Origin of the sequence: Nocardia pseudovaccinii NBRC 100343, from assembly GCF_001613225.1 — a bacterium.
Classification (GTDB): Bacteria; Actinomycetota; Actinomycetes; order Mycobacteriales; family Mycobacteriaceae; genus Nocardia; species Nocardia pseudovaccinii.
In genome coordinates this window covers 1-19,017 of the sequence record NZ_BDBY01000109.1, presented here as the reverse complement: position 1 = coordinate 19,017, position 19,017 = coordinate 1, and the positions used below count along the sequence as shown (strand labels likewise).

General features: G+C 66.8%; 19 protein-coding genes. 9 read left to right on the top strand and 10 right to left on the bottom strand.

From position 1 onward, the window contains the following. A partial coding sequence (locus NP3_RS12860) for a bifunctional 3'-5' exonuclease/DNA polymerase (RefSeq protein ID WP_063040971.1) occupies positions 1–1,380 on the top strand: 1,380 nt, incomplete at its 5' end. Here the strand turns inward: NP3_RS12860 and NP3_RS12855 are convergent. The 3 genes from NP3_RS12855 to NP3_RS49080 all read right to left on the bottom strand — a co-directional run bounded on the left by NP3_RS12855 (position 1,362) and on the right by NP3_RS49080 (position 3,441). Further along, on the bottom strand, positions 1,362–2,000 hold the full coding sequence (locus NP3_RS12855) for a VOC family protein (protein ID WP_063040980.1): 639 nt from the start codon (positions 1,998–2,000) through the stop codon (positions 1,362–1,364). The two genes, NP3_RS12860 and NP3_RS12855, sit on opposite strands and share 19 nt — an antisense overlap. Before the next feature lie 98 nt (positions 2,001–2,098). After that, positions 2,099–2,572, bottom strand: a complete 474-nt coding sequence (locus tag NP3_RS12850; protein WP_063040969.1) for a hypothetical protein — start codon at positions 2,570–2,572, stop codon at positions 2,099–2,101. A gap of 257 nt (positions 2,573–2,829) precedes the next feature. After that, entirely contained in the window at positions 2,830–3,441 is a 612-nt protein-coding gene (locus NP3_RS49080) for a TetR/AcrR family transcriptional regulator (protein WP_063040967.1), read from the bottom strand. A gap of 163 nt (positions 3,442–3,604) precedes the next feature. Here NP3_RS49080 and NP3_RS12840 point away from each other — a divergent pair, with 163 nt between their 5' ends. The 3 genes from NP3_RS12840 to NP3_RS12830 all read left to right on the top strand — a co-directional run bounded on the left by NP3_RS12840 (position 3,605) and on the right by NP3_RS12830 (position 7,257). Further along, on the top strand, positions 3,605–5,059 hold the full coding sequence (locus tag NP3_RS12840; RefSeq protein WP_084508527.1) for an MFS transporter: 1,455 nt from the start codon (positions 3,605–3,607) through the stop codon (positions 5,057–5,059). A gap of 375 nt (positions 5,060–5,434) precedes the next feature. Then, entirely contained in the window at positions 5,435–5,818 is a 384-nt protein-coding gene (locus NP3_RS12835; RefSeq protein ID WP_063040965.1) for a VOC family protein, read from the top strand. Between the two features lie 98 nt (positions 5,819–5,916). Further along, the gene (locus NP3_RS12830) at positions 5,917–7,257 is read left to right on the top strand and encodes a family 1 glycosylhydrolase (RefSeq protein WP_063040963.1); all 1,341 of its coding nucleotides are present in this window, start codon (positions 5,917–5,919) and stop codon (positions 7,255–7,257) included. A 125-nt stretch (positions 7,258–7,382) separates the two neighbouring features. Here NP3_RS12830 and NP3_RS12825 read toward each other — a convergent pair whose 3' ends face one another. Continuing rightward, positions 7,383–8,102, bottom strand: a complete 720-nt coding sequence (locus tag NP3_RS12825; protein WP_063040962.1) for an SDR family NAD(P)-dependent oxidoreductase — start codon at positions 8,100–8,102, stop codon at positions 7,383–7,385. A gap of 78 nt (positions 8,103–8,180) precedes the next feature. On the opposite strand from NP3_RS12825, the gene NP3_RS12820 reads away from it, so the two are divergent. Then, positions 8,181–8,741: a TetR/AcrR family transcriptional regulator gene (locus tag NP3_RS12820; RefSeq protein WP_063040976.1), complete on the top strand. Its 561-nt coding sequence runs from the start codon at positions 8,181–8,183 to the stop codon at positions 8,739–8,741. Positions 8,742–8,764: 23 nt separating this feature from the next. Here the strand turns inward: NP3_RS12820 and NP3_RS12815 are convergent, their stop codons facing one another. Beyond that, positions 8,765–9,415, bottom strand: coding sequence for a hypothetical protein (locus NP3_RS12815; RefSeq protein ID WP_063040960.1), 651 nt, complete (start codon positions 9,413–9,415; stop codon positions 8,765–8,767). An 18-nt stretch (positions 9,416–9,433) separates the two neighbouring features. Here NP3_RS12815 and NP3_RS12810 point away from each other — a divergent pair, with 18 nt between their 5' ends. Both NP3_RS12810 and NP3_RS12805 read left to right on the top strand, forming a co-directional pair. Beyond that, entirely contained in the window at positions 9,434–9,670 is a 237-nt protein-coding gene (locus NP3_RS12810) for a hypothetical protein (protein WP_063040958.1), read from the top strand. Positions 9,671–9,704: 34 nt separating this feature from the next. Beyond that, a complete protein-coding gene (locus NP3_RS12805) occupies positions 9,705–10,562 on the top strand; it encodes a MerR family transcriptional regulator (RefSeq protein WP_063040956.1) in 858 nt (285 codons plus the stop codon). Between the two features lie 54 nt (positions 10,563–10,616). Here NP3_RS12805 and NP3_RS12800 read toward each other — a convergent pair whose 3' ends face one another. Then, on the bottom strand, positions 10,617–11,936 hold the full coding sequence (locus NP3_RS12800) for a cryptochrome/photolyase family protein (RefSeq protein WP_063040954.1): 1,320 nt from the start codon (positions 11,934–11,936) through the stop codon (positions 10,617–10,619). 163 nt (positions 11,937–12,099) lie between these two features. Here NP3_RS12800 and NP3_RS12795 point away from each other — a divergent pair, with 163 nt between their 5' ends. Further along, positions 12,100–12,519: a YciI family protein gene (locus tag NP3_RS12795; protein WP_063040952.1), complete on the top strand. Its 420-nt coding sequence runs from the start codon at positions 12,100–12,102 to the stop codon at positions 12,517–12,519. 9 nt (positions 12,520–12,528) lie between these two features. Next, a complete protein-coding gene (locus tag NP3_RS12790) occupies positions 12,529–13,803 on the top strand; it encodes an RNA polymerase sigma factor (protein WP_063040950.1) in 1,275 nt (424 codons plus the stop codon). A 75-nt stretch (positions 13,804–13,878) separates the two neighbouring features. On the opposite strand, the gene NP3_RS12785 is transcribed toward NP3_RS12790, so the two are convergent. The 4 genes from NP3_RS12785 to NP3_RS12770 all read right to left on the bottom strand — a co-directional run. Next, complete coding sequence (locus NP3_RS12785; RefSeq protein ID WP_063040948.1) at positions 13,879–14,799, bottom strand: sugar kinase; 921 nt, start codon at positions 14,797–14,799, stop codon at positions 13,879–13,881. Further along, positions 14,796–15,893, bottom strand: a complete 1,098-nt coding sequence (locus NP3_RS12780) for a glycoside hydrolase family 88 protein (protein WP_063040946.1) — start codon at positions 15,891–15,893, stop codon at positions 14,796–14,798. The genes NP3_RS12785 and NP3_RS12780 overlap by 4 nt, the downstream gene beginning before the upstream one ends. Next, positions 15,880–18,591 (bottom strand): hypothetical protein, encoded by a 2,712-nt coding sequence (locus NP3_RS12775; RefSeq protein WP_174566208.1) that lies wholly within the window; start codon positions 18,589–18,591, stop codon positions 15,880–15,882. The genes NP3_RS12780 and NP3_RS12775 overlap by 14 nt, the downstream gene beginning before the upstream one ends. Beyond that, positions 18,588–19,017: carbohydrate ABC transporter permease (locus NP3_RS12770; RefSeq protein WP_157124281.1), on the bottom strand; the 430-nt coding region annotated here is incomplete at its 5' end. The genes NP3_RS12775 and NP3_RS12770, both read right to left, overlap by 4 nt.

The window sequence follows — 19,017 nt, the reverse complement described above, 5'->3', positions numbered from 1 at the left end:
TCGGGGCAGGCCCGCTCGCTGGCGGCGGCTTGGGCGCGACTACACAACCTGCCCGTCCCGCCGGACGCGCCCGCGCGTGCCGCCGAGACCCAGCCGTCGCTGTTCGAATCCGGCCCGGTACCGCTGCCACCCGGCACGGACGGGTTCGACGCACTGCTGAAGGTCTACGCGGGCCAGCTGGCTCGTACGGCGAAGACCGAATATCCGGAACGTATGCGGCTGCTGCTTGCCGCCGAATCGGCGGGCATGCTGGTTGCCACGGAGATGGCCCGATCCGGGATCCCTTGGCGCGCCGACGTTCACCGCGAGCTGCTGGACACGCTGCTGGGTGAGCGCTTTCCCGGCGGGCTGGAGCCGCGCCGGATGGCGGAATTGGCCGACGAGGTGTCGCGGGCATTCGGGGAAGGCGTGCGGGTTCGGCCAGACCTGCCCAACGACATCATCAGAGCCTTCGGCCGCGTCGGGATCTTGTTGTCCTCCACCCGAAAATGGGAACTCCAGCAGATCGATCACCCCGCCATAGCGCCACTATTGGCCTACAAATCGCTGTACCGCCTGTACACCGCCCATGGCTGGTCCTGGCTCGAGCAGTGGGTGCACGGCGGCCGCTTTCGTCCCGAATACCTGCCCGGTGGAACGGTTTCCGGCCGCTGGACCACCAACGGCGGTGGCGCCCTGCAAATCCCGAAGGTGATCCGTCAAGCGATACGAGCGGACCCGGGCTGGTGTCTGGTGGTCGCCGACGCCGACCAAATGGAGCCGCGAGTCCTTGCCGCGATCTCCCGCGACCCGGGATTGATGGAGGTGGCCGGTCGCGGCGAAGACCTATACGCCGGTGTCTTCGGCGGCGACCGCGCCCAGGCCAAAATCGCCCTGCTGGGCGCTATTTACGGCCAGACCTCCGGCGATGCCCTCACTCACATGGCCGAACTGCGCCGACGTTATCCGGCCGCGGTGGCGTATGTCGACGACGCGGCTCGCGCCGGTGAAGAAGGCCGGTTGGTGCGCACTTGGCTCGGCCGCACCTGCCCGCCTGCCTCCGTCACATCGCCCGAAGCGGACGGGTACGGCAGCACCTCCGCGGCACGCGCTCGCGGCCGCTTCACCCGCAACTTCGTGGTGCAGGGCAGCGCCGCCGACTGGGCCCTGCTGGTACTGGCTGGCGTGCGTCATGCGATGACGCACGCCGGGCTCCGAGCCGAGCTCGTCTTCTTCCAGCACGACGAGGTAATCGTGCACTGCCCAGCCGAGGAAGCCACGACTGTCGCCGAAATGATCGCGGCCGCGGCCGAGACCGCAGGCCGGATCGCCTTCGGGCCGACACCGGTGCGGTTCCCGTTCACGACCGCGGTGGTGCAGTGCTACTGGGACGCCAAGTGAGGTTCCCACGCGAACCCGTCCGGATCGGTGAAAGCTCCGGCATTGCCGCCGATGACGATCCGATGCGACCCGGTTCCCTCGTGCGGCACACCAGCATCCTTGGCTGCGGCGCGGCGCCCGTAGAGCGCCAGCTTGATCGTGGACGCCGGGGTTTCGAACTCGACGTACTTGCTACCGAAGCTCTTCGCAACGGCCAGGCCGTGATCGACGTAGAACTGCTTGGTCGCCTTGACGTCGTCGACCCCGAGGAGAACCACGACATCGTCGATCTCGCGGGTGGCCGGACCGGTGTCCTTCTTCGACGACGTCGCGATCTTCCAGATCGCCCCGTCCGGCGCCTGGACGACGCCGCCGTAACCCCAGAAGCTCTTCTTGGCGGGCTTCAGCGTCGTCGCGCCCGCGGCGACAGCGGTGCCGATGAGGCTGTCGACGGTACTCGGCTGCGACACCACGAGCGAGAGGATGAAGCCACGGAAGCCGGTCGTCGGGGCCTCCGAGGTACGCACGCGCACCTTGTCGCCGAGACCGAACGCGGCGGTGTAGAAGGCCGCTGCGGCCGCAGCGTCGGGCACCTCGAGGATGACGGATTCGATAGCGGCTTGGTTAATGGTGATGTTCATGGCACCAACGCTATTTTCTACCGGCGACCAGCGCTTCTCGATTCCTGATCGCTTCGGTGGCGGTTGAATCAGCCCGTCGAGTCGAGCCACCGGCGGCCTCAGTCGATATCGAAGACGAACGAATACCAATCTCCGGACACCCTTTCGAACCGGCGCGCGCTACTCCCCACCGGCTCGGTGCCGGGCGAGTAGACCCAGCCGCGGACGGTGGAACCCACCAAGCCGTCGGCGTCATAGAAGTAGACGCGCCCATCGGACTCGCGATGAACCGAACTGATCTCGAGCCCACCGAGACTCAGGCCTCGACGGGTATTCGGCCCATCTTCGCGCAGCATCCCGGTCGCGACTTCCTCCATTTCCGGATGTGCGGCACCGAAGCTCGCGGGCCGAAAGATCAACCCGGCCAACAGCCCCGCGACCACAACCACCGGCACCGCGGCGACTTTCCAGGACCACCGGCGCTCTCGACCGAGCAGATACAGCGTCTTGATCGCCCACCCCAGCAGGGAAGTCCCCAGCAGAATCCCGCCGACCACCAGGACGATTAGCTGATCGGGACCGGTCAGGTTCATGACGAACGGCGCCCGGTCGAGGTGGACACACAAGAGAAACGCAACACCAAGAACTGCCCCCGTCAGGATCGTGGACCCTGGTGCCGTAGCGGTGCCCTGTCCGCCCCCGGCCGGAACGCGCGATGTTTCGATCGGAGCCTCCCCATCTCGACTTCTGGCCGAACGCCTGATCCGCGCTCGGCGATGCCCTCGACCGAACTCTACGGAATCACTTCCCCGAACTGCCTACTGGAATCGGCGCGCTGCCGCTGGCGGCGCTATGTGACCGGTGAAAAGTCTTCTGGGACTTGGTCGGTGGCAAGCAGTGGTGCGGCCAGCCGGTCCACGTAAGCACCGAGGGTGGCGCGGTCGACGCTCGACAGCGCGGTCGTGCCGATCTTGTCGCGCAGGAAACTGACGCCGACGATGATCGCGGCGAGCAGTTCCGCGCGCAGGGCGGTGTCGGGGCCGTCGAGGCGGTCGGCGAGCAGGTCTCCGAAGGCGGAATCGATGCGTTCGCGGAGTATCGCGCGAACGGTGTCGTCGTTGGCCGCACCGACGAAACGCGAGATTGCGGCGCCGCCGCCCGTACCGGCCGCGGTGAGGTCGAGCGCATGACCGAGCAGAGTGTGCGGCAACTCGGCCAGCGGTGTGTCCCTGATGATGTTGTCCGAGTCGCCGCCGGACGCGGCTTCCGCGAACAGCTTCTCCTTCGAGCCGAAATAGCGGTAGACCAGGGCTTGGTTCACACCCGCTGCGGTCGCGACATCACGCGTGCTGGTGCCTTCGACGCCGCGTTCGGCCATCAGCACGCGCGCCGCGTCCAGCAGCGATTGGCGGGTAGCGGCCGCGTCCCGCCTACGGGGACGACCCACATGCTCGGTGCCCATCGGCGGTCTCCGTTCACACAAATAGTCGAGTGATGACTGCAGTGTAAGGCACCCGACCTGCGGTGACGGCAATCACAGCACGCTATGTAGTCGATCGTTGACTTACGGGGGACGCGGCCCCTAACGTAGTAAGTAATCAATTGACTACATAAGTGAGGTTGGCATGTCCGAAGCCCTCGCAGCACCGCCGCGGACGACCATTCCGCCGGATCCAGCCATCGGATCGAACCGGCGAACCGAATCGCATCCGACCGCGGTCCTGCTCGTGCTGGCCCTGTCGACGTTCGCCATCGTGGTCATGCAGAGCATGGTGATGCCGATCCTCGGTGGCCTCGCGACTTCGCTGAACGTCTCGATGGCGGACGCGTCCTGGCTGATCACGGTCAATCTGCTTGCCGCCGCGGTGTTCACGCCGTTCATCGGCTCACTCGGGGACACACTCGGCCGCAAGCGGGTCCTGATGATCACACTCGCTATGACCACGCTCGGCTCGGTACTGGTCGCGGTATCCCATGTGATGGCGATCGTTTTGGTCGGCCGCGTTTTCCAGGGCATGGGCTTCGCGGCCATGCCGCTCGCCATCGGCATCGTGCGGTCGATATTCCCGCCCCAGCGGGTGCCCTCCAGCCTCGCCGTGCTCAGTGCGCTGACCGGTATCGGCGCCGGGGCCGGATTGCTGATCTCCGGCGTCCTGGTCAAGAGCGGCCTCAGCCCACAGGGCATGTTCTGGATCTCCGCGGCGGCCACCACGATCGGTCTGCTGGGAGTCGCGGTCCTGATCCGACTTCCCGAGCGCGCCAAGGCATTCCACGTCGACATCTGGGGACTGCTCACCCTCGGCGGCGGTCTGGTCTGCCTCGTGCTCGGCATCAACCGCGGTTCCAGCTGGGGCTGGACCTCCGGCGCGGTAACCGGCCTGTTCGTCGGCGCGGCCGTGCTGCTGATCGCGTGCTTCTTCGTCGAACAGCGAGTGCGCGAGCCGCTGATCGATATGCGCATGATGCGCACCCCCGTCGTACTGGGCACCAACCTCACCGCATTCCTCACCGGCGCCGGAATGTACGGCGCATTCGTACTGGTACTCCAATTCGTGCAAACACCGAGCAGGTTCGGTTACGGCTTCGATTCCGACGCCCTCGGTGCGGGGGTGACCCTGCTGCCGCTCACCGCGGGCACCCTGTTGGGAGCTGTCAGCGTTTCAGCGCTGATCAGGGCTGTCGGCCCGAAGTGGCCGATGTTCATCGGCACCATCGTGGCGACCCTGACCTTCGGATTCCTGCTGCTGTTCCACGAACAGCATTGGCACTTCTACGTCGCCACCGGCCTGCTGGGCCTTGGTCTCGGCCTGGCGATGGGCGCGATGCCGACACTGCTCAACAGCGGCGTCACCCCGGAACAAACCAGCGTCGCCAACAGTGTCAACCAGACACTGCGCTCGGTCGGCGGCTCGATCGGCACCGCCGTAGCGACCGCAATCCTCGCCTCCCACACCATGACAGGCACCCCACTACCCACCCTCCACGCGTACAGCATGGCCTTCGCGATCTCCGGCGCAATATGCATCCTCGCCGTCATCGCCGCCGCCCTGGTCCCCTACCGCCACAACGCCGTTGAATGAGCCTCTGCCCCTGCTACTTCGGGTGATCGATCGGATTGCTCCGACTCCCCGCCGAGGAAGCTGACGTCCATGGCGCCAAGGCGACCACAAACCCTGGGTGCGATTGGTGACAACGCAGTCGAAGCGGAAACGTGCACGGAAGTGCGAACCGATTCGGTTGGGACACAGGCGACATGAATGGCCGAGATGTCGTGGCAAACGATGACAGCTGGCCGTCCCGAGCGACCGGGCGAATCGGGTTGACCCCCAGCAAGTTTGGCCACCGCGCGATCGTCTCGGCACCAACCGCTGGTACTCCGGCCGAGGCCTGTGCTGCAGTGAAACACCACCTGGAGACCGCCCGCGACCGGCCGCCATTGTCTAGGGTCTGAGCGTATGAGTTGCCGCCTGTCTGAACTGGTCGTCAAATGCACCGACCCCGTTGCCCTGTCCCGTTTCTGGTGCGCCGTGCTGGGCTACGTCGAGTTGAGCAGGGAGGAGCCGGATGACGGTATCGAAATCGGGCCGCCGTCCGGATTCGGCGGGGCCGCTCCGACACTGGTGTTCAGCCGAGTCGAGGAGCCGAAGGCCGCGAAGCTCCGGCTGCACTTCGACGTGAACCCGGTCGACCGCGACCAAGATGCCGAACTGGAGCGGCTGCTGTCGCTCGGTGCGCGACCGGCCGACGTCGAGCAGACCGGTGACGAGCCCTGGCACGTGCTGCAGGATCCGGAGGGCAACGAGTTCTGCCTACTGCGTCAGCGGTTGCCGGAGCTGTAGTTCGCGAATAACCGAGCGCCCCAACGCTGGCTACCGCCAATTCTGCCCAGCATTCTTGATTCGTCCATCGCCAGCGGCAATCGAGTTACCCTGAATTGATGCGTTGGTTCCGTCGGTACATCCTGGCCGCGCTCGCCGCCGCGGCGTCGACCCTGCTGCTGTGCACGAACTCCTCGGCCGTCCCGCCGATCCGGTCGAACGCGCTACCGGTACTGGACTCGGATTTCCTGTGGGGTGTCGCGTCATCCGGCTTCCAGTCCGAAGGCCATGCGCCCGATAGCAATTGGACGCGTTACATCGCGAACTCCGGCGCCGACGAACTGCGCGATTCGGTCGACTTCTACGACCGATACGCCTCCGACATCGACCTGGCGGCCGAGCTGGGTGTGAAGGTGTTCCGGATCGGGATCGAATGGGCTCGCGTACAGCCCGCGCCGGGCGCCTGGGATGCAGGGGCATTCGGTTTCTACGACGCGGTGATCGCGAAGATCGTGGCTGCCGGAATGCGACCGATGATCACCCTGGACCACTGGGTCTATCCCGGCTGGGCGGCCGACCGCGGCGGCTGGCGCAATCCGGGCATGGTCGAGGATTGGCTGGCCAATATGCGCACGGTCGTCGACCGCTACGCATCCCGAAATCCGTTGTGGGTCACCGTGAACGAACCGGTCGCCTACATCGTGCACGAGACCGGCCGAGGCGCGGCGAGCGCACCCGAGATGCTCGATCGCCTCGCCCAAGCACACAACGCCATCTACGACTACATCCACCAAGTCCAGCCCGGCGCCCAGGTGACCAGCAATGTCGGCTACGTGGCCGGCTCGGAGGCGCAGGTCAACGGCGAGTTCGTCGATCGCGTCGCCAACCGTCTCGACTACGTGGGCGTCGATTACTACTTCGCCTACGATCCGGTGCAGTCGCTGCTGAGTTCCATCACCAGGGCCATCGGGTCGGCAATGCCGCAGCTGCCCGGCCAGCGCATCTGGGAACTGCCGGTGCGCACCGAGGGCATCTACTATGCGCTGCAATACTATTCGCGCCGCTTTCCGGGCAAGCCGCTCTACATCGTCGAGAATGGCATGCCCACCGAAAACGGCATTCCCCGCGGCGACGGCTACACCCGAAGCGATCACCTTCGCGACACCGTCTACTGGATCCAGCGCGCCAAGGCCGACGGCATGAACGTCATCGGCTACAACTACTGGAGCCTCACCGACAACTACGAATGGGGCAGCTACACACCACGATTCGGCCTCTACACCGTCGATGTGCGCACCGACCCGACCCTCACCCGCCGCCCCACCGATGGCGTCGGCACCTACACCCAGATCATCGCCGCGGGCGGTCTCCCCGCCGACTACCGCCCCACCCGTGCCCCGTCGATCTGCGTGCTCGTCGACCCACCGGCCAGCTGCCTGAGCCCGGTCGCAAACCCCTAGCGTGTGCGGCGGTGTAGCGACGAATCAGATCACGCAACGCTCGCGGGAATCGCACCACCCACCGAGGGCTGAGCAGAGGGGCTGCCGCAGCTCGCCACATGGTGCGTTACCGCGCTCCAGCCTGATCACTGGCCGAGAGCGTCGAAGACCGCCTCGGCGCGGTCGCGCGTCTCGTATAACCTCCATGCGGTCTCGGCGATTCGGTCCGGATCTAGCGTATGCCCTTCTGCGGCACCGTATTTCGCCGGATCAGCGGTGACGATGGCATGGATGTCGCCGCGTTCGACCAAGCCGCCGATGGTGAGCGTTCCGGTGTAAATATTGCGGTCGGCGAGCGCGGCGTTGAGGGTGAGTGCGTAGTTGCGTAGGGCCGCGGCGGCCAAAGCCAGCTGGCCCAGCATCGGCATGGGACGTACACTGGACAACCCGCCAGCGAAAACCAGTCCGCCGGTACCGCGTTCGAGCATGCCCGGCAGTACAGCGCCGACGACTTGCACCGCGGGCCATACCCAGTCGAATGCAGATCGCGCGATCGCGGCGTCGATCTCCGCGATCGGGACCGGCAGCTGCGTCGGGCCGGGACCGTAATAGACGAACTCGACATCTCCGCTTGCGCTGATCACATCCAGGACCTCGGTCAGTCGATCCGAATCGGTGACATCGGCTGTGTGGGCGGTGGCGGCGATGTCCTGTGCGGCGAGATCAGCCAGATACGCACTGTGCCGTGCGTCGCTGCGCGAGATCAGCGCGACCCGGAATCCTTCCCGACCCCATCGACTGGCCATGGACATACCCAATCCCGGTCCGACACCGACGATTACGGCCGTGCGTGCGTTGTTCGCCATCTCTACCTCCAAATTTTGAGGGGTGCCTCACTTTCAACGAGGCTAACACTAGAGTGAGGGGCCCCTCAAGTTTGTATGATGGTCGACGTGACTCGACCGATGCGCCGCGACGCGGCCCGCAACCGCGACCGGTTGCTACAGGAAGCCGCCGGTGTGTTCACCGAACAAGGACTGTCCGGATCGCTGGAGGAGATCGCACGGCGGGCCGGAGTCAGTATCGGCACGCTCTACAACCACTTCCCGACCCGCGACGCCCTCATCGACGCACTGCTGCCGCCTCGCCTTGCCGCCGTGGACGAACTCGCCGAACAGGCTGCGGCCGAACAGGATTCCTGGGCCGCACTCACCGGTTTCATCGAAAACCTGCTGACGCGACTCGCCGCCGACCGCGGACTGCTCGAAGCATTCACCGGTGATCACCCCGCCGCCGCACAACTCGCCCAGGCATGCGCACGGGGAATGACACATCTGTCGACAGTGCTCGACCGCGCTCGCCGCGACGGGACACTACGCGCCGACGCCACCGACGACGACGTGGTGAAGCTTGTCTGGGCGCTGTCGCTTCTCGGCGACAACGCCGGTGAATCGGCATGGCAGCGATCCCTGCGGTTCGTGCTCGACGGTCTCCGCGCTTCCTGAACCCATGCGCTCCATCGGCCCGGTCAGGAGTCGGCGGGTGTCTCCACCGCTATTTCGCCACCCAGCTCGTAACCGCCACTCAGCCGCAGCCCGTCACCACTCCAAAACCGCCCGGGGTCATACCAATTCGGGCTTCGGTCCGGTGGCAACAGCCCCATCGACTGATAGGTCGCGGCCACGATCTCCGCGCAATACGCGCTCTCCAGCTCCTGGACGACCGTTCGGCGCGACCGGGGTCGCGGGAGGCGTGCCCGGCCGCGTAGCCAGCGTCCGGCGAGACCCGCGGTGGAAGGAAAAGGTGTTCCGTCGAATCGGGCGATGGTGCGCAGCAAGCTGTCTTCCATCTCTTTGGTTGCCGGACGGTTCAATTGGCGCAACCAGGCCTGCTGACCGTAGCGATGCGCCCATACCAGTACCGCATCACGCAGGTTGTGCAACTGGACGCCGCGGTGCGCGACACCCGACCACATGTCGGGCAGTGATCGGCCGAGCTCCGCATGCCAGATCAACGCGGGCAGATCATCGAGCACGACCGACATTCCCACATGGTTCACCGGACTGTTCGTCGTCATCCGAATCGCACGATCGGCCGCCGAATGCCCACGGAACAACCAGATATCGCCAGTTCTGGTGAGCTCGAGCGCCCGATCGAGACTGATGCTCGTCCCCGTCATGGAAGTAGCCTATGCGGTATGAGGTGGTGGAAGGCAGTGGGATTGGCAGGTGCGGCCGGTGTGGTCGCCACCGGCGTGGTGGTCGTGCGCGCTGAGCGCCGCCGCCGCGCCTACACCCCGGACCAGGTCCGCGAACAGCTGCACGTGCGATTCGCGCAGGCGATATCGGCCGAGTCGACCACCGAACCCGCCGCTCCCCCACCTCGGGACACCCCTGGCATCCGCAGCCGCGTCCGCCGCCTGTTTCAACGCTGACTCGCGGATCACCACGAACAGGCAGAATCAGGTCATGCCGCACCGTTCGATGCCCGCTCCGGACAAGGCCGGTTATTCGGTCCGCACGGCGGCCGAGCGGCTCGGGATCCCGACCGCGACGCTGCGTAGCTGGAATCGCCGATACGGAATCGGGCCGCAGCCGGAGCGTCCTGGGCGGCACCGGTTGTACACCGAAGCCGATATCGGGGTGCTGACCCGGATGGTCGAACTCATTCGTGCGGGCGCGACACCGGCCGGCGCGGCCGCCACGGCGCGCGGACCCGCGCTGGCCTTCGGCGACCGCCAGGCCCTGCTGTCGGCCGCGTTCGCCCTCGACACGCCGATGGTGTGCGAACTGCTGGACAAGCATGTGCGTACCTACGGGGTCGTCGACACGTGGGATCGACTGTGCCGCCCCGCTTTTGCCGATATCGTCACCCGCCAGCTCGACGGCGAGGGGTGCGTGGATGTCGAGCATCTGCTGTCATGGTGCATCATCGCGACTTTGCACCGGACCGTACCGCCGACGCGCACCCATGATCCGGTGCCGACGATCCTCGCCTGCACGAGCGGCGAGTCCCATTCCCTGCCACTGGAGGTGGCGCGCGCCGCGCTGGCAGAGCGTGGCACGGGTGCGCAGATGCTGGGACCGGACGTACCCACCATCGCGCTGCACGACACGCTCACCAGAATTACCGTCCCCGCAGCCGTCATGCTCTGGTCCCAGCAAGAGGCGACGGCTCTGACCTCGGCGGTACTCGCGTGCATCGATGCCGGTGCCCGGGTCTACCTCGGGGGACCCGGCTGGGACCAGGCGAACCTGCCCGATGCGGTCATTCGGATAGGAAGCCTGGCCGAGACGGTCGAACGGCTCGGCCGGACTTTGGTCTAGGGCACGCAGTGGTCCGAGTCCGAGGGCCCCGGGCAATACCGCGCTGAATCATGCTCACATTCCGTTGAATTCGACGATCGGCGGCGGGTAGTCGGCAGCGCGGACACCCACCCGCCACGGTCGATGGATCTCCGCGCCGGGCAACATCGCCAGCTCGGGCAGCCAGCGACGCACATAATCGCCTTCGGGATCGAACCGCTCGGCTTGGCGCAGTGGGTTGAGCACACGACTGGAGCGGGTGTCGGTGCCCGTACCCGCCATCCACTGCCAATTCAGCCGGTTGTTCGCGATATCGGCATCGACCAGCCATTGCTCGAAATGTTGCGCCCCGGCCCGCCAATCCACACGCAGCGTCTTGACCAGGAAACTCGCGGCGATCAGCCGGGCGCGTCCCGGCATCCACCCCTGGGTGAGCAGCTGTCGCATCCCTGCGTCGACCATCGGGTATCCGGTGCGCCCGGCCCGCCAGGCCGCCTCTGCCCTGGGATCTGAACGCCATGGTTCGTGCGCTGCCTTGTAGTCGGACACCGCCACCTCGCCCCGGTCGGCAAGCACCTGGTGATAGAAGTCGCGCCAGGCCAGTTGCCGCACAAAAGCGTATCCGCCCGGATCGGCCGTATCGGTGCATGTCACCACCTCGGCCGCGGACAAACAACCGAAATGCAAGAAGGGTGATAGTCCCGAGGTGCCATCGGCGGCGGGCACATCCTTGTCCTCGGCGTAGCGGCGCATCGGCCCGGACAACCACTGCTCCAACATCTTTCGGCCTGTGGTCTCGCCGCCCACCGCTAGTTCGGGTGAACCGGCACCGATGTCGGCAGGGTCCGGCATCGGCTCACTTGTCAGCCGCGGCACCGTGACCATGCCGGGCGCAGCGAGTGGTCGCCGTATCGGCGTATCGAGCCACCGGTGGAAGTACGGCGTGAAAATCGCGTAATGACCGCGCCCGGTATCGGGCCGAATCGCACCCGGATCCACGGCGGTGATCGAAGCCGCGTGACTCTGCACGGCGCAACCGATGCGCGAAAGCCGTTCCCGCAGCGCGTGCTCCCGACCACGGCTGTAGCGGGTGACGTCCGTGGCGAGGTGCAGACTCCGCGCACCGACATCGATCGCAACCCGCTCGACCTCGTCGACCACCCGGCCGCGGCGGATGATCAGCCTGCCGCCCCGAGCCCGCAACTGCTCGTCGAGCTCACCCAACGCCGCGGCCAGGAACCGCATCCGATTGGGCGCGTTTCGCACCCTGTCCAGGATGTCGACATCCAATACGAACAGCGGCACCACCGACTCGGCTTCGCGGCACGCGGCGAGCAGTGCCGGGTTGTCGTGGACACGCAGATCCCGGGTGAACAACACGATGGAGGCGGCCATGTCCTCACTGTAGATTCATATTGATGCACAAACGATGCAAGTGCATTCGCGTGCCGCTATGGGCGTGGTAAAGATTTTTTCGGCAGCGTGTCGATCTTCGACCTACCCCGTTCGACTCGAAGGTGAGAGGGTCCGAGAGGGACCCGGATACTCGAGGAGAACCATGAAGTACATGCTGATCTGGCGCGCCACCGACGAGGCCTACGCGGGGATGGAGAATTTCGACTTCGACAAGATGCTCGAGACAGTGGGTCGGTACAACGAGGAGATGATCCGGGCGGGCGTGCTGGTCGCCGCGGAGGGTCTCGACGATGCCGCCGATGGCGTGGTCGTCGATTATTCCTCCGAGACGCCCGTGGTGACCGACGGACCGTACGGCGAGACCAAGGAGCTGTTCGGCGGGTTCTACATTCTCAACGTGGCATCGAAGGAGGAGGCGGTGGAGTGGGCCAAGCGGTCGCCGCTCACCGGTCCCGGCTTCAAGACCGAAATCCGCCGGGTCACCACGATCGATGAGTTCCCGCAGGACAACGAGTGGATCCAGAAGGAGCGCAAGTGGCGGGAAGCGACCGGTCAGCTCTGAGCGGATCGAATGGCTGAGCACACCGGCCGGGCGGCTGTCGTCGCCATCTGGCGGATCGAGTCGGCGCGGATCGTCGGTGCACTCGCGCGGTACACCGGCGATTTCGCGCTTGCCGAGGACCTCGCCCAGGAGGCGCTGGCCGAGGCCCTGGTGACGTGGCCGCGTGACGGCGCGCCCCGCAATCCCGCGGGGTGGTTGCTCACCGTCGGTCGGCGGCGCGCGATCGACGCGTTCCGTCGGCGCTCCGCCCTCGACGAGAGATATGCCGCCCTCGCCCGTGATCTGGGCGAGGGCGGTGTGGTCTCCGGGCGCGAACCCAACCGCGAAGCCGAGGACATGCTCTGGGATCCGGATCGGATCGATGACGACGTGCTCGCATTGATATTCATCTCCTGCCACCCCGTGCTGTCACGGGAGGCGAGGCTGGCTCTCACCCTACGAGTGGTCGGCGGGCTGACCAGCGATGAAATCGCCAAGGCGGGCCTGGTACCGACTGCCACCGTGCAGGCCAGGATCACCCGGGCGAAGAAGACTCTGGCGGCGGCGCGGGTGCCGTTCGAGGTGCCGTCGGCCCGAGAGCGGGCCGAGCGCCTCGGCTCGGTGCTCAGCGTGATCTATCTGATCTTCACCGAAGGCTCGACTGCCAGCTCCGGTGACGAGCTGATCCGATTCGAGCTGGCGGGCGAGGCACAGCGTCTCGCGCGGGTGCTTGCCCGGCTGGTGCCGAACGAGCCCGAGGTCTACGGTCTGCTCGCGCTGCTCGAACTGACCGCGGCGCGCTTCCCTGCCCGTACCGGAGCGGACGGCGAGCCGGTGTTGTTGGAGCAGCAGGACCGCCGCCGCTGGGACCGCGCCGCGATCCGCCGGGGACGGGCCGCTCTGGCCCGCGCGGAGCAGGTCGGCCGTGGCCTCGGCGCCTACGGCTTGCAGGCGGCGATCGCCGAATGTCATGCCGTCGCAGCCTCGGTCGAGACGACGAGCTGGGAGCGCATCGTGCTCATTTACGAGGCGCTCGGCAGACTGGCCCCGTCGCCGGTGGTCGAGCTCAACCGGGCGGTGGCAGTCTCCATGGCCCAGGGACCGGCTGCGGCGCTGCCGATCGTGGACACGTTGGCGGTTGGGGCGCTTGCGAATTCGCATCTCCTGTCGAGCGTTCGGGGTGAGCTGCTCACCCGCCTGGGACGCACCGATGAGGCGCGCACCGAACTGGAGCGCGCGGCACAGCTGTGCGGCAATGAGCGCGAGCGAACGGTGCTGCGGCGCAAGCTCGCTGCGCTCGGCTGACGGTGGGCAGTACCTGGGCGCTGATGCGGGTGGGTCGTGTTGCCGGAAGGCTGCGAGCCGCGTTGCCGGACGTGGTCAGAGGGCGTCGGGCCACCCGTGCCCGGTGCGGGCAATATGCAATTCCCGGGCGGTCGGCGGTTCAGCGTGGTCGCCGTGGTGCCCTAGGACGATACCGGCCAGCAGATGTCCGGAGCGCAGTGCGGCGGCCAGGTCTTCGCCGCGGCGGCGGGCGGCGAGATATCCGGCCGCGAAAGCATCACCGGCACCGGTGGGTTCGATGATATCGACGGCGGGTGGCAGTACGTCGACGCGATCGCTGTCGTGGAAGACGGTGGCGTCGGCGGGGCCGTCCTTCACCACCAGTTCGGTGACGGCGGGTAGCACGGCTCGCACGTCCTGGGCGTCGGTGACCTGCCACAGGGCCGCGGCCTCGTCGAGACCGGTGAATACGATATCGGCCCGGCGGGCCAGGTCCAGCAGGATCGGTGCGGCGGTCGCGGCGGGCCACAGTGCGGGGCGGAAGTTGATATCGAATGAAATGGTGAATTGTTTAAGGGCGAACAAGGATTCGACGAGATCCCGGCATTCCGTGGATAGCGCCGGGGTGATGCCGGTGAGGTGCAGATGATCGACATCGACAAGCGCCTCGGCGGGCAGTGCACCAAGTGCCGCCCCCGCCGAACCACGTCGGTAATAGCGGGCCGACCCGGTGGGATCTTTGAGGTATAGCCCGGTCGGGCGTTCCGGATCGGTGTCGACCCAGCGGATGTCGACCCGGGCGGTGTGCAGCGCGGACAGAATGCGCAGGCCGAACGGATCGGCGCCGATGCGTCCGGCAAAACGAGCGGGCAGGCCGAGTTGCGCCAGTCCGACAGCCACATTGACCTCGGCGCCGCCGACCGCGACGAGTAGCTGATCGGCTGCCCGCAGGTCATTCCCCGCGGGTGGAGTGAGCGCGATCAGCGGTTCGCCGACGCACAGAACGAATCCGTTCATCGGACCTGCCCGCGTTCGACGGCCTGCAAGGCGGCCGCGACGGCGTGCAGCGCCAGCCCCTGCCCCCAGGGTTGGGCGCGGTCGTCCCTGATCACGCTGTATCCGAATGGTATGAGCTGCAATACGGTTCCGGCGCTGACCCGGGTCAGCGTGCCGGTCGCGTCGACGTATCCGAGCGCACCCGCCACCGCTCGCCACCCGGCCCGCACGATCTTCGCGGGGCAGTCCGGCAGGACATCCGCGGCGCGCAGCATGGCGGCGCCGATGCCCGCGGCGGCGGAGGTTTCCAGGATGCCCGCGTTTTCGGGTTGATCGTCGACGAGTACGCTCCACACACCGTGTTCGGGTTGCCGGTCGCTCAGCGCGCACAGTTGCCGGGTCAGCGATTCGGAAATCCGCTGCACCTGAACCGGATCGATCGCCACCCGCGCACGTCCAGCGAGTTCGAGAAACTCCACCGCGCTGAGCGCGCACCACGCGTTGGCGCGACCCCAGAAGTTCCAGATCGTTTGTCCCGCATGCGATCCATGCGCGAACAGGCCGGTGACCGGATCCTGCAGAATCTCGGCGTGGGCGATGAGCTGATCGCCGAAGTGGGCGACGAGGCCGGGATCGCGATGGTATTCGCCGAGGTGACCGAGGAAGACTCCGGCCATGAAGGTGGTGTCGGCCCACACTCCGCCCGGCCAGTGCTCCAGCGCACCGTTGGGAGCCGTTGTGGCGAATGGGGATTCGCGAAGCCACCGGCCGAGCTCGGCGGCCGATGCCGCGAGGTCCGGAAGTTCGGCGGCGGCGAGCAGCGCGGCGGCGCCGGGGGCGAGATTGTTGACGTGGGTCACGGAGATGCCGGATTCATGGTGGCGACGCAGCCAGCCGACGACGTCGGCCGGTACCGGCAGTTTGCGCGCCTGGGCGAAGCGGATCATGCCCAGCAGGCAGATACCCTCGCCCCAGAACCACGATGGCAGGCCGAGTTGCCAAGTGCGAGTGGTCAATCGTTCACCGATATCGATGAGCGCGGCCGGAGACAGATCGGTCAGGGGCGGCAGCGGGGGCGCGGCCTGTCGCGCGGAGGTCAGGTCATCGGCGGACATCGTCGACTCCCGTTGTGCCGCTGACTGGTTCGACGCGGCGACCGGTGGCGAGATCGAGGACCAGTCGATGTCCGCGCCAGTCGGCCTCCAGCCGATCCGCGTCGAAAGGGACGCGTACGGCCGGGTTGTCCAGATGCGGCGGATCGGTCGGGCGACCATCCACCAAATCAACTGCTGGGGAGCCATTTACGGTGAATGCGCCAGGCCACGACAGCACGAGGACGCGACCGTCGCGGGTGCGCCATGCTATCGAGTCCTCGGCGAAATCCGGCTCGGCAAGCGCGGATACGAAACGGTCGAACGAACCGTCGGTGGCGGCCCGCCCCACGGTGGCGACATAGGCGCGGCCGGACCCGATCGGCAACCAGGTCTGCGCCGCCTCGTCACCGGTTGCGCGGGAACGGAATCCGCCAGCCGTGGCGACCGCGACATACCCGTCACCGACACGTCCCGCCAGCCACGACCCGTTGGCGGTCCACTCGTCCAGGTGCGGGGTGGGGAACCACAGATGGGTCGAGCCGAACCAGTCGGATTCGGGTATTCGATGCAGGGCGAGCACGGTGTCGCGATGTTGATGTGCCCGCGGCAGTATGCGCTGCCCGGCCCAAGCGTTGGGGCGGGCCGAAGACGAGGTGCTGTCGGCCGCCGGGTGGGTCGCGAACACCTGCACCTCCGGTCCGAGGGTCGCGCCCCAGATATGTTCCTGGAGCCCCGGCAGCCCGCTGCGGTAGTCCTGAACGCTGGACAGCATCGCGTCCGGCGTGCGCCATACCCGCAGATCCGATCGGTACGGCCGGTCCAGCAGGTCGTGGTGCAGCCGGTATGCGCCGCGATAGAGCTGCCTGCCGTCCCACTCCTCGGGTAGCTCGGTGGCGACGGCGCGAATGAGTTCGGGCAGACGGTAGTCGGTCGCGGTCGCGAGCGCGGTCGCGGGAAGCACCGCGGCGTTCAACGAGCCCGCACCCCATAGGGTCCACATGATCGGGGCGGTCTCCTCGAACCGCGACGACCGCAGTGTCGGCACATAGGAGCGGCCGTGCGCCGCGCCGTGCACGCCGCGCCAGGAGTTGCACGCGAGGGTGAACAGGGCCTTGTCCAACAGGGCCTCCGCCAGTTGGCGCAACCGGTGATCGTCGGCGAACTCGATCCAGGAGACCAGGGCGAGCGAGTCGATCGCGAGGTAGGCGTTGGAATCGAATTCACTGAAACCGCCCGCGAGTTTGCGCCGCATCCATTCCGCGGCGAGCGCTCCGCCGTGCTCGGCGTGCGCGCGGCCGGTCCAGCCGGTGTTGACGTACAACTCATCCGGAAAGAGTTCGCCGACCAGGGTTTCGGCGGTGTGCCAGACGAACTGGTGGTTCTCGGTGAAGTAGCACATGGCGTCCAGGCCGGGCTGGTCGATCCAGTATTTGAAGCCGAGCAGCGCGGCGCGGACCCGGTCGCGTTGCGCCGGTGACCACACGTCATCGCCGAGTCGCCGCCACAGGTGGACCAGCCCGACCGCCTCGAAATCGGCGCAATCCGACCGTGATTCGATCATCTGCAGCGCGGGCGCGAGATCATCGTCGGACAGCTTCGCGGCGGGGTCGATCGTGTGCCGCGCCAGGGCACGGGCCACCCCTGGAACACCATGTGCGACGTGGCGCAGCAATTCGGCCCGCCAAATCGCCGGATCGCCTGTGGGGTCCGAGCGATGCACTGCAGGTACGCGTGCCGCGCGCAACTGCCGAACAACCGGCGCGGCCGGATCATCGACGCGCACGGTCAGCACGCTCTCGCCGGTACCGAGCATGGAGGCCGTGGCATCGGCCGCCTCCATCGATGCCTCACTCGGCGCACCGGGCAGCGTGAACCGGGCCGCCCCGTCGGCGAGCAGTACCTCCTGCGCGGCGTTTCCGTCGGCGGCGACCAGATAGCGTGCGCCGACCGGACCGGTCAGCGTCACCGTGCCGTCGATGCTGGCCCATGGCGTCAGGCCCACCGCATCGAGCATCGATTCCGCCGCCGCCGATCGGTATTCGTCCGCACCGGGGACGGGGATCACGACGCGGACCGGCAAGCCCGATACACGCAGCCCGGCGATGTGTCGACACTCGCGAAACGCCACCTGCCAGGTGACCAGGTGCACCGCGGTCAACCCGGAGCGCAACCGCGCCCGCAGCTGCGTCCGGTGCGGCTCCATATACGTGAAATCGTCTGCCTGTAAGGCCAATTCGCCATTGATGAAAACCGCGATCGGACCGGTGCAGGCGACCTCCAAGGTCCGGTACTCGGCCTGATCCACCTCGAGCACCGTCGCGGCAAGCGCCTGCCGATACTCCGGTGTGAAACAGAACTCGCTCCAGTCGAGCAGTCCGTCCGCGCCGGTGTGCCTGCGTTGCCAACCCGCCTGCCGCGCATCACCCGGTGCAGGTTCCCACGAAAACTGCCCACCCTCTAGCACTTCCGGCGGCGGTTGCGTGAGTGTCAACGGATGACGCTGGTAGAGACACTGTTTCAGCGGTGCCACGTCGGGCCCATTGGTCAGCACCCAGCGACCGTCCGCACCCCACGGACTGCCATCCGAGTCCAGCACCTCGTGCAGATCATCGCACGGCGACGAAAACGCCGGTGTGCTGAGCCAATCCCGCACATAACCGTGCCGATCGAGGGCATGCACCGATCGGTCGCTCGCGGCGACCTCTGGGATGACGTTCACCTGATAGCTCCCCTGACGAGGCCGGAGATGATCTGCCGCTGCAGGATCAGGAAGACCACGATCACCGGAATGATCGAAACCACCGAGACGGCGAGGATCTGGTTGAACGGAATCGCCTGCTGCCCGGCGAAGCGCGCGATCGCCACCGGCAGCGTCTGTTTCGATTCGTCCTGCGCCACGATCAGCGGCCACAGAAAATCGTTCCAGCGCCAGATGATCGAGAAAATGGCCAGCACCGCCAGCGCGGGACGGCACAGCGGCAGCACGATCCGCCAGAAGATCGCGAACTCACCCGCGCCATCGATGCGAGCCGCCTCGATGGTTTCGTCGGGCAGAGTCAACATGTACTGGCGCAACAGGAATACCCCCGTCGGCGTGGCCGCGGGTGGAATGATCAGTCCCAGTAGCGAATTGGTCATCCCCAGC

Bases quoted from the DNA above. Each gene is read 5' to 3' on its own strand.
- NP3_RS12795 (WP_063040952.1), top strand. From the start codon at position 12,100: ATGAAGTACATGCTGATCTGGCGCGCCACCGACGAGGCCTACGCGGGG.
- NP3_RS12780 (WP_063040946.1), bottom strand. From the start codon at position 15,893: ATGTCCGCCGATGACCTGACCTCCGCGCGACAGGCCGCGCCCCCGCTG.
- NP3_RS12800 (WP_063040954.1), bottom strand. From the start codon at position 11,936: ATGGCCGCCTCCATCGTGTTGTTCACCCGGGATCTGCGTGTCCACGAC.
- NP3_RS12830 (WP_063040963.1), top strand. From the start codon at position 5,917: ATGCGTTGGTTCCGTCGGTACATCCTGGCCGCGCTCGCCGCCGCGGCG.
- NP3_RS12840 (WP_084508527.1), top strand. From the start codon at position 3,605: ATGTCCGAAGCCCTCGCAGCACCGCCGCGGACGACCATTCCGCCGGAT.
- NP3_RS12835 (WP_063040965.1), top strand. From the start codon at position 5,435: ATGAGTTGCCGCCTGTCTGAACTGGTCGTCAAATGCACCGACCCCGTT.
- NP3_RS12820 (WP_063040976.1), top strand. From the start codon at position 8,181: ATGGTCGACGTGACTCGACCGATGCGCCGCGACGCGGCCCGCAACCGC.
- NP3_RS12810 (WP_063040958.1), top strand. From the start codon at position 9,434: ATGAGGTGGTGGAAGGCAGTGGGATTGGCAGGTGCGGCCGGTGTGGTC.
- NP3_RS12790 (WP_063040950.1), top strand. From the start codon at position 12,529: ATGGCTGAGCACACCGGCCGGGCGGCTGTCGTCGCCATCTGGCGGATC.
- NP3_RS12825 (WP_063040962.1), bottom strand. From the start codon at position 8,102: ATGGCGAACAACGCACGCACGGCCGTAATCGTCGGTGTCGGACCGGGA.
- NP3_RS12785 (WP_063040948.1), bottom strand. From the start codon at position 14,799: ATGAACGGATTCGTTCTGTGCGTCGGCGAACCGCTGATCGCGCTCACT.
- NP3_RS49080 (WP_063040967.1), bottom strand. From the start codon at position 3,441: ATGGGCACCGAGCATGTGGGTCGTCCCCGTAGGCGGGACGCGGCCGCT.
- NP3_RS12805 (WP_063040956.1), top strand. From the start codon at position 9,705: ATGCCGCACCGTTCGATGCCCGCTCCGGACAAGGCCGGTTATTCGGTC.
- NP3_RS12855 (WP_063040980.1), bottom strand. From the start codon at position 2,000: ATGAACATCACCATTAACCAAGCCGCTATCGAATCCGTCATCCTCGAG.
- NP3_RS12815 (WP_063040960.1), bottom strand. From the start codon at position 9,415: ATGACGGGGACGAGCATCAGTCTCGATCGGGCGCTCGAGCTCACCAGA.
- NP3_RS12850 (WP_063040969.1), bottom strand. From the start codon at position 2,572: ATGAACCTGACCGGTCCCGATCAGCTAATCGTCCTGGTGGTCGGCGGG.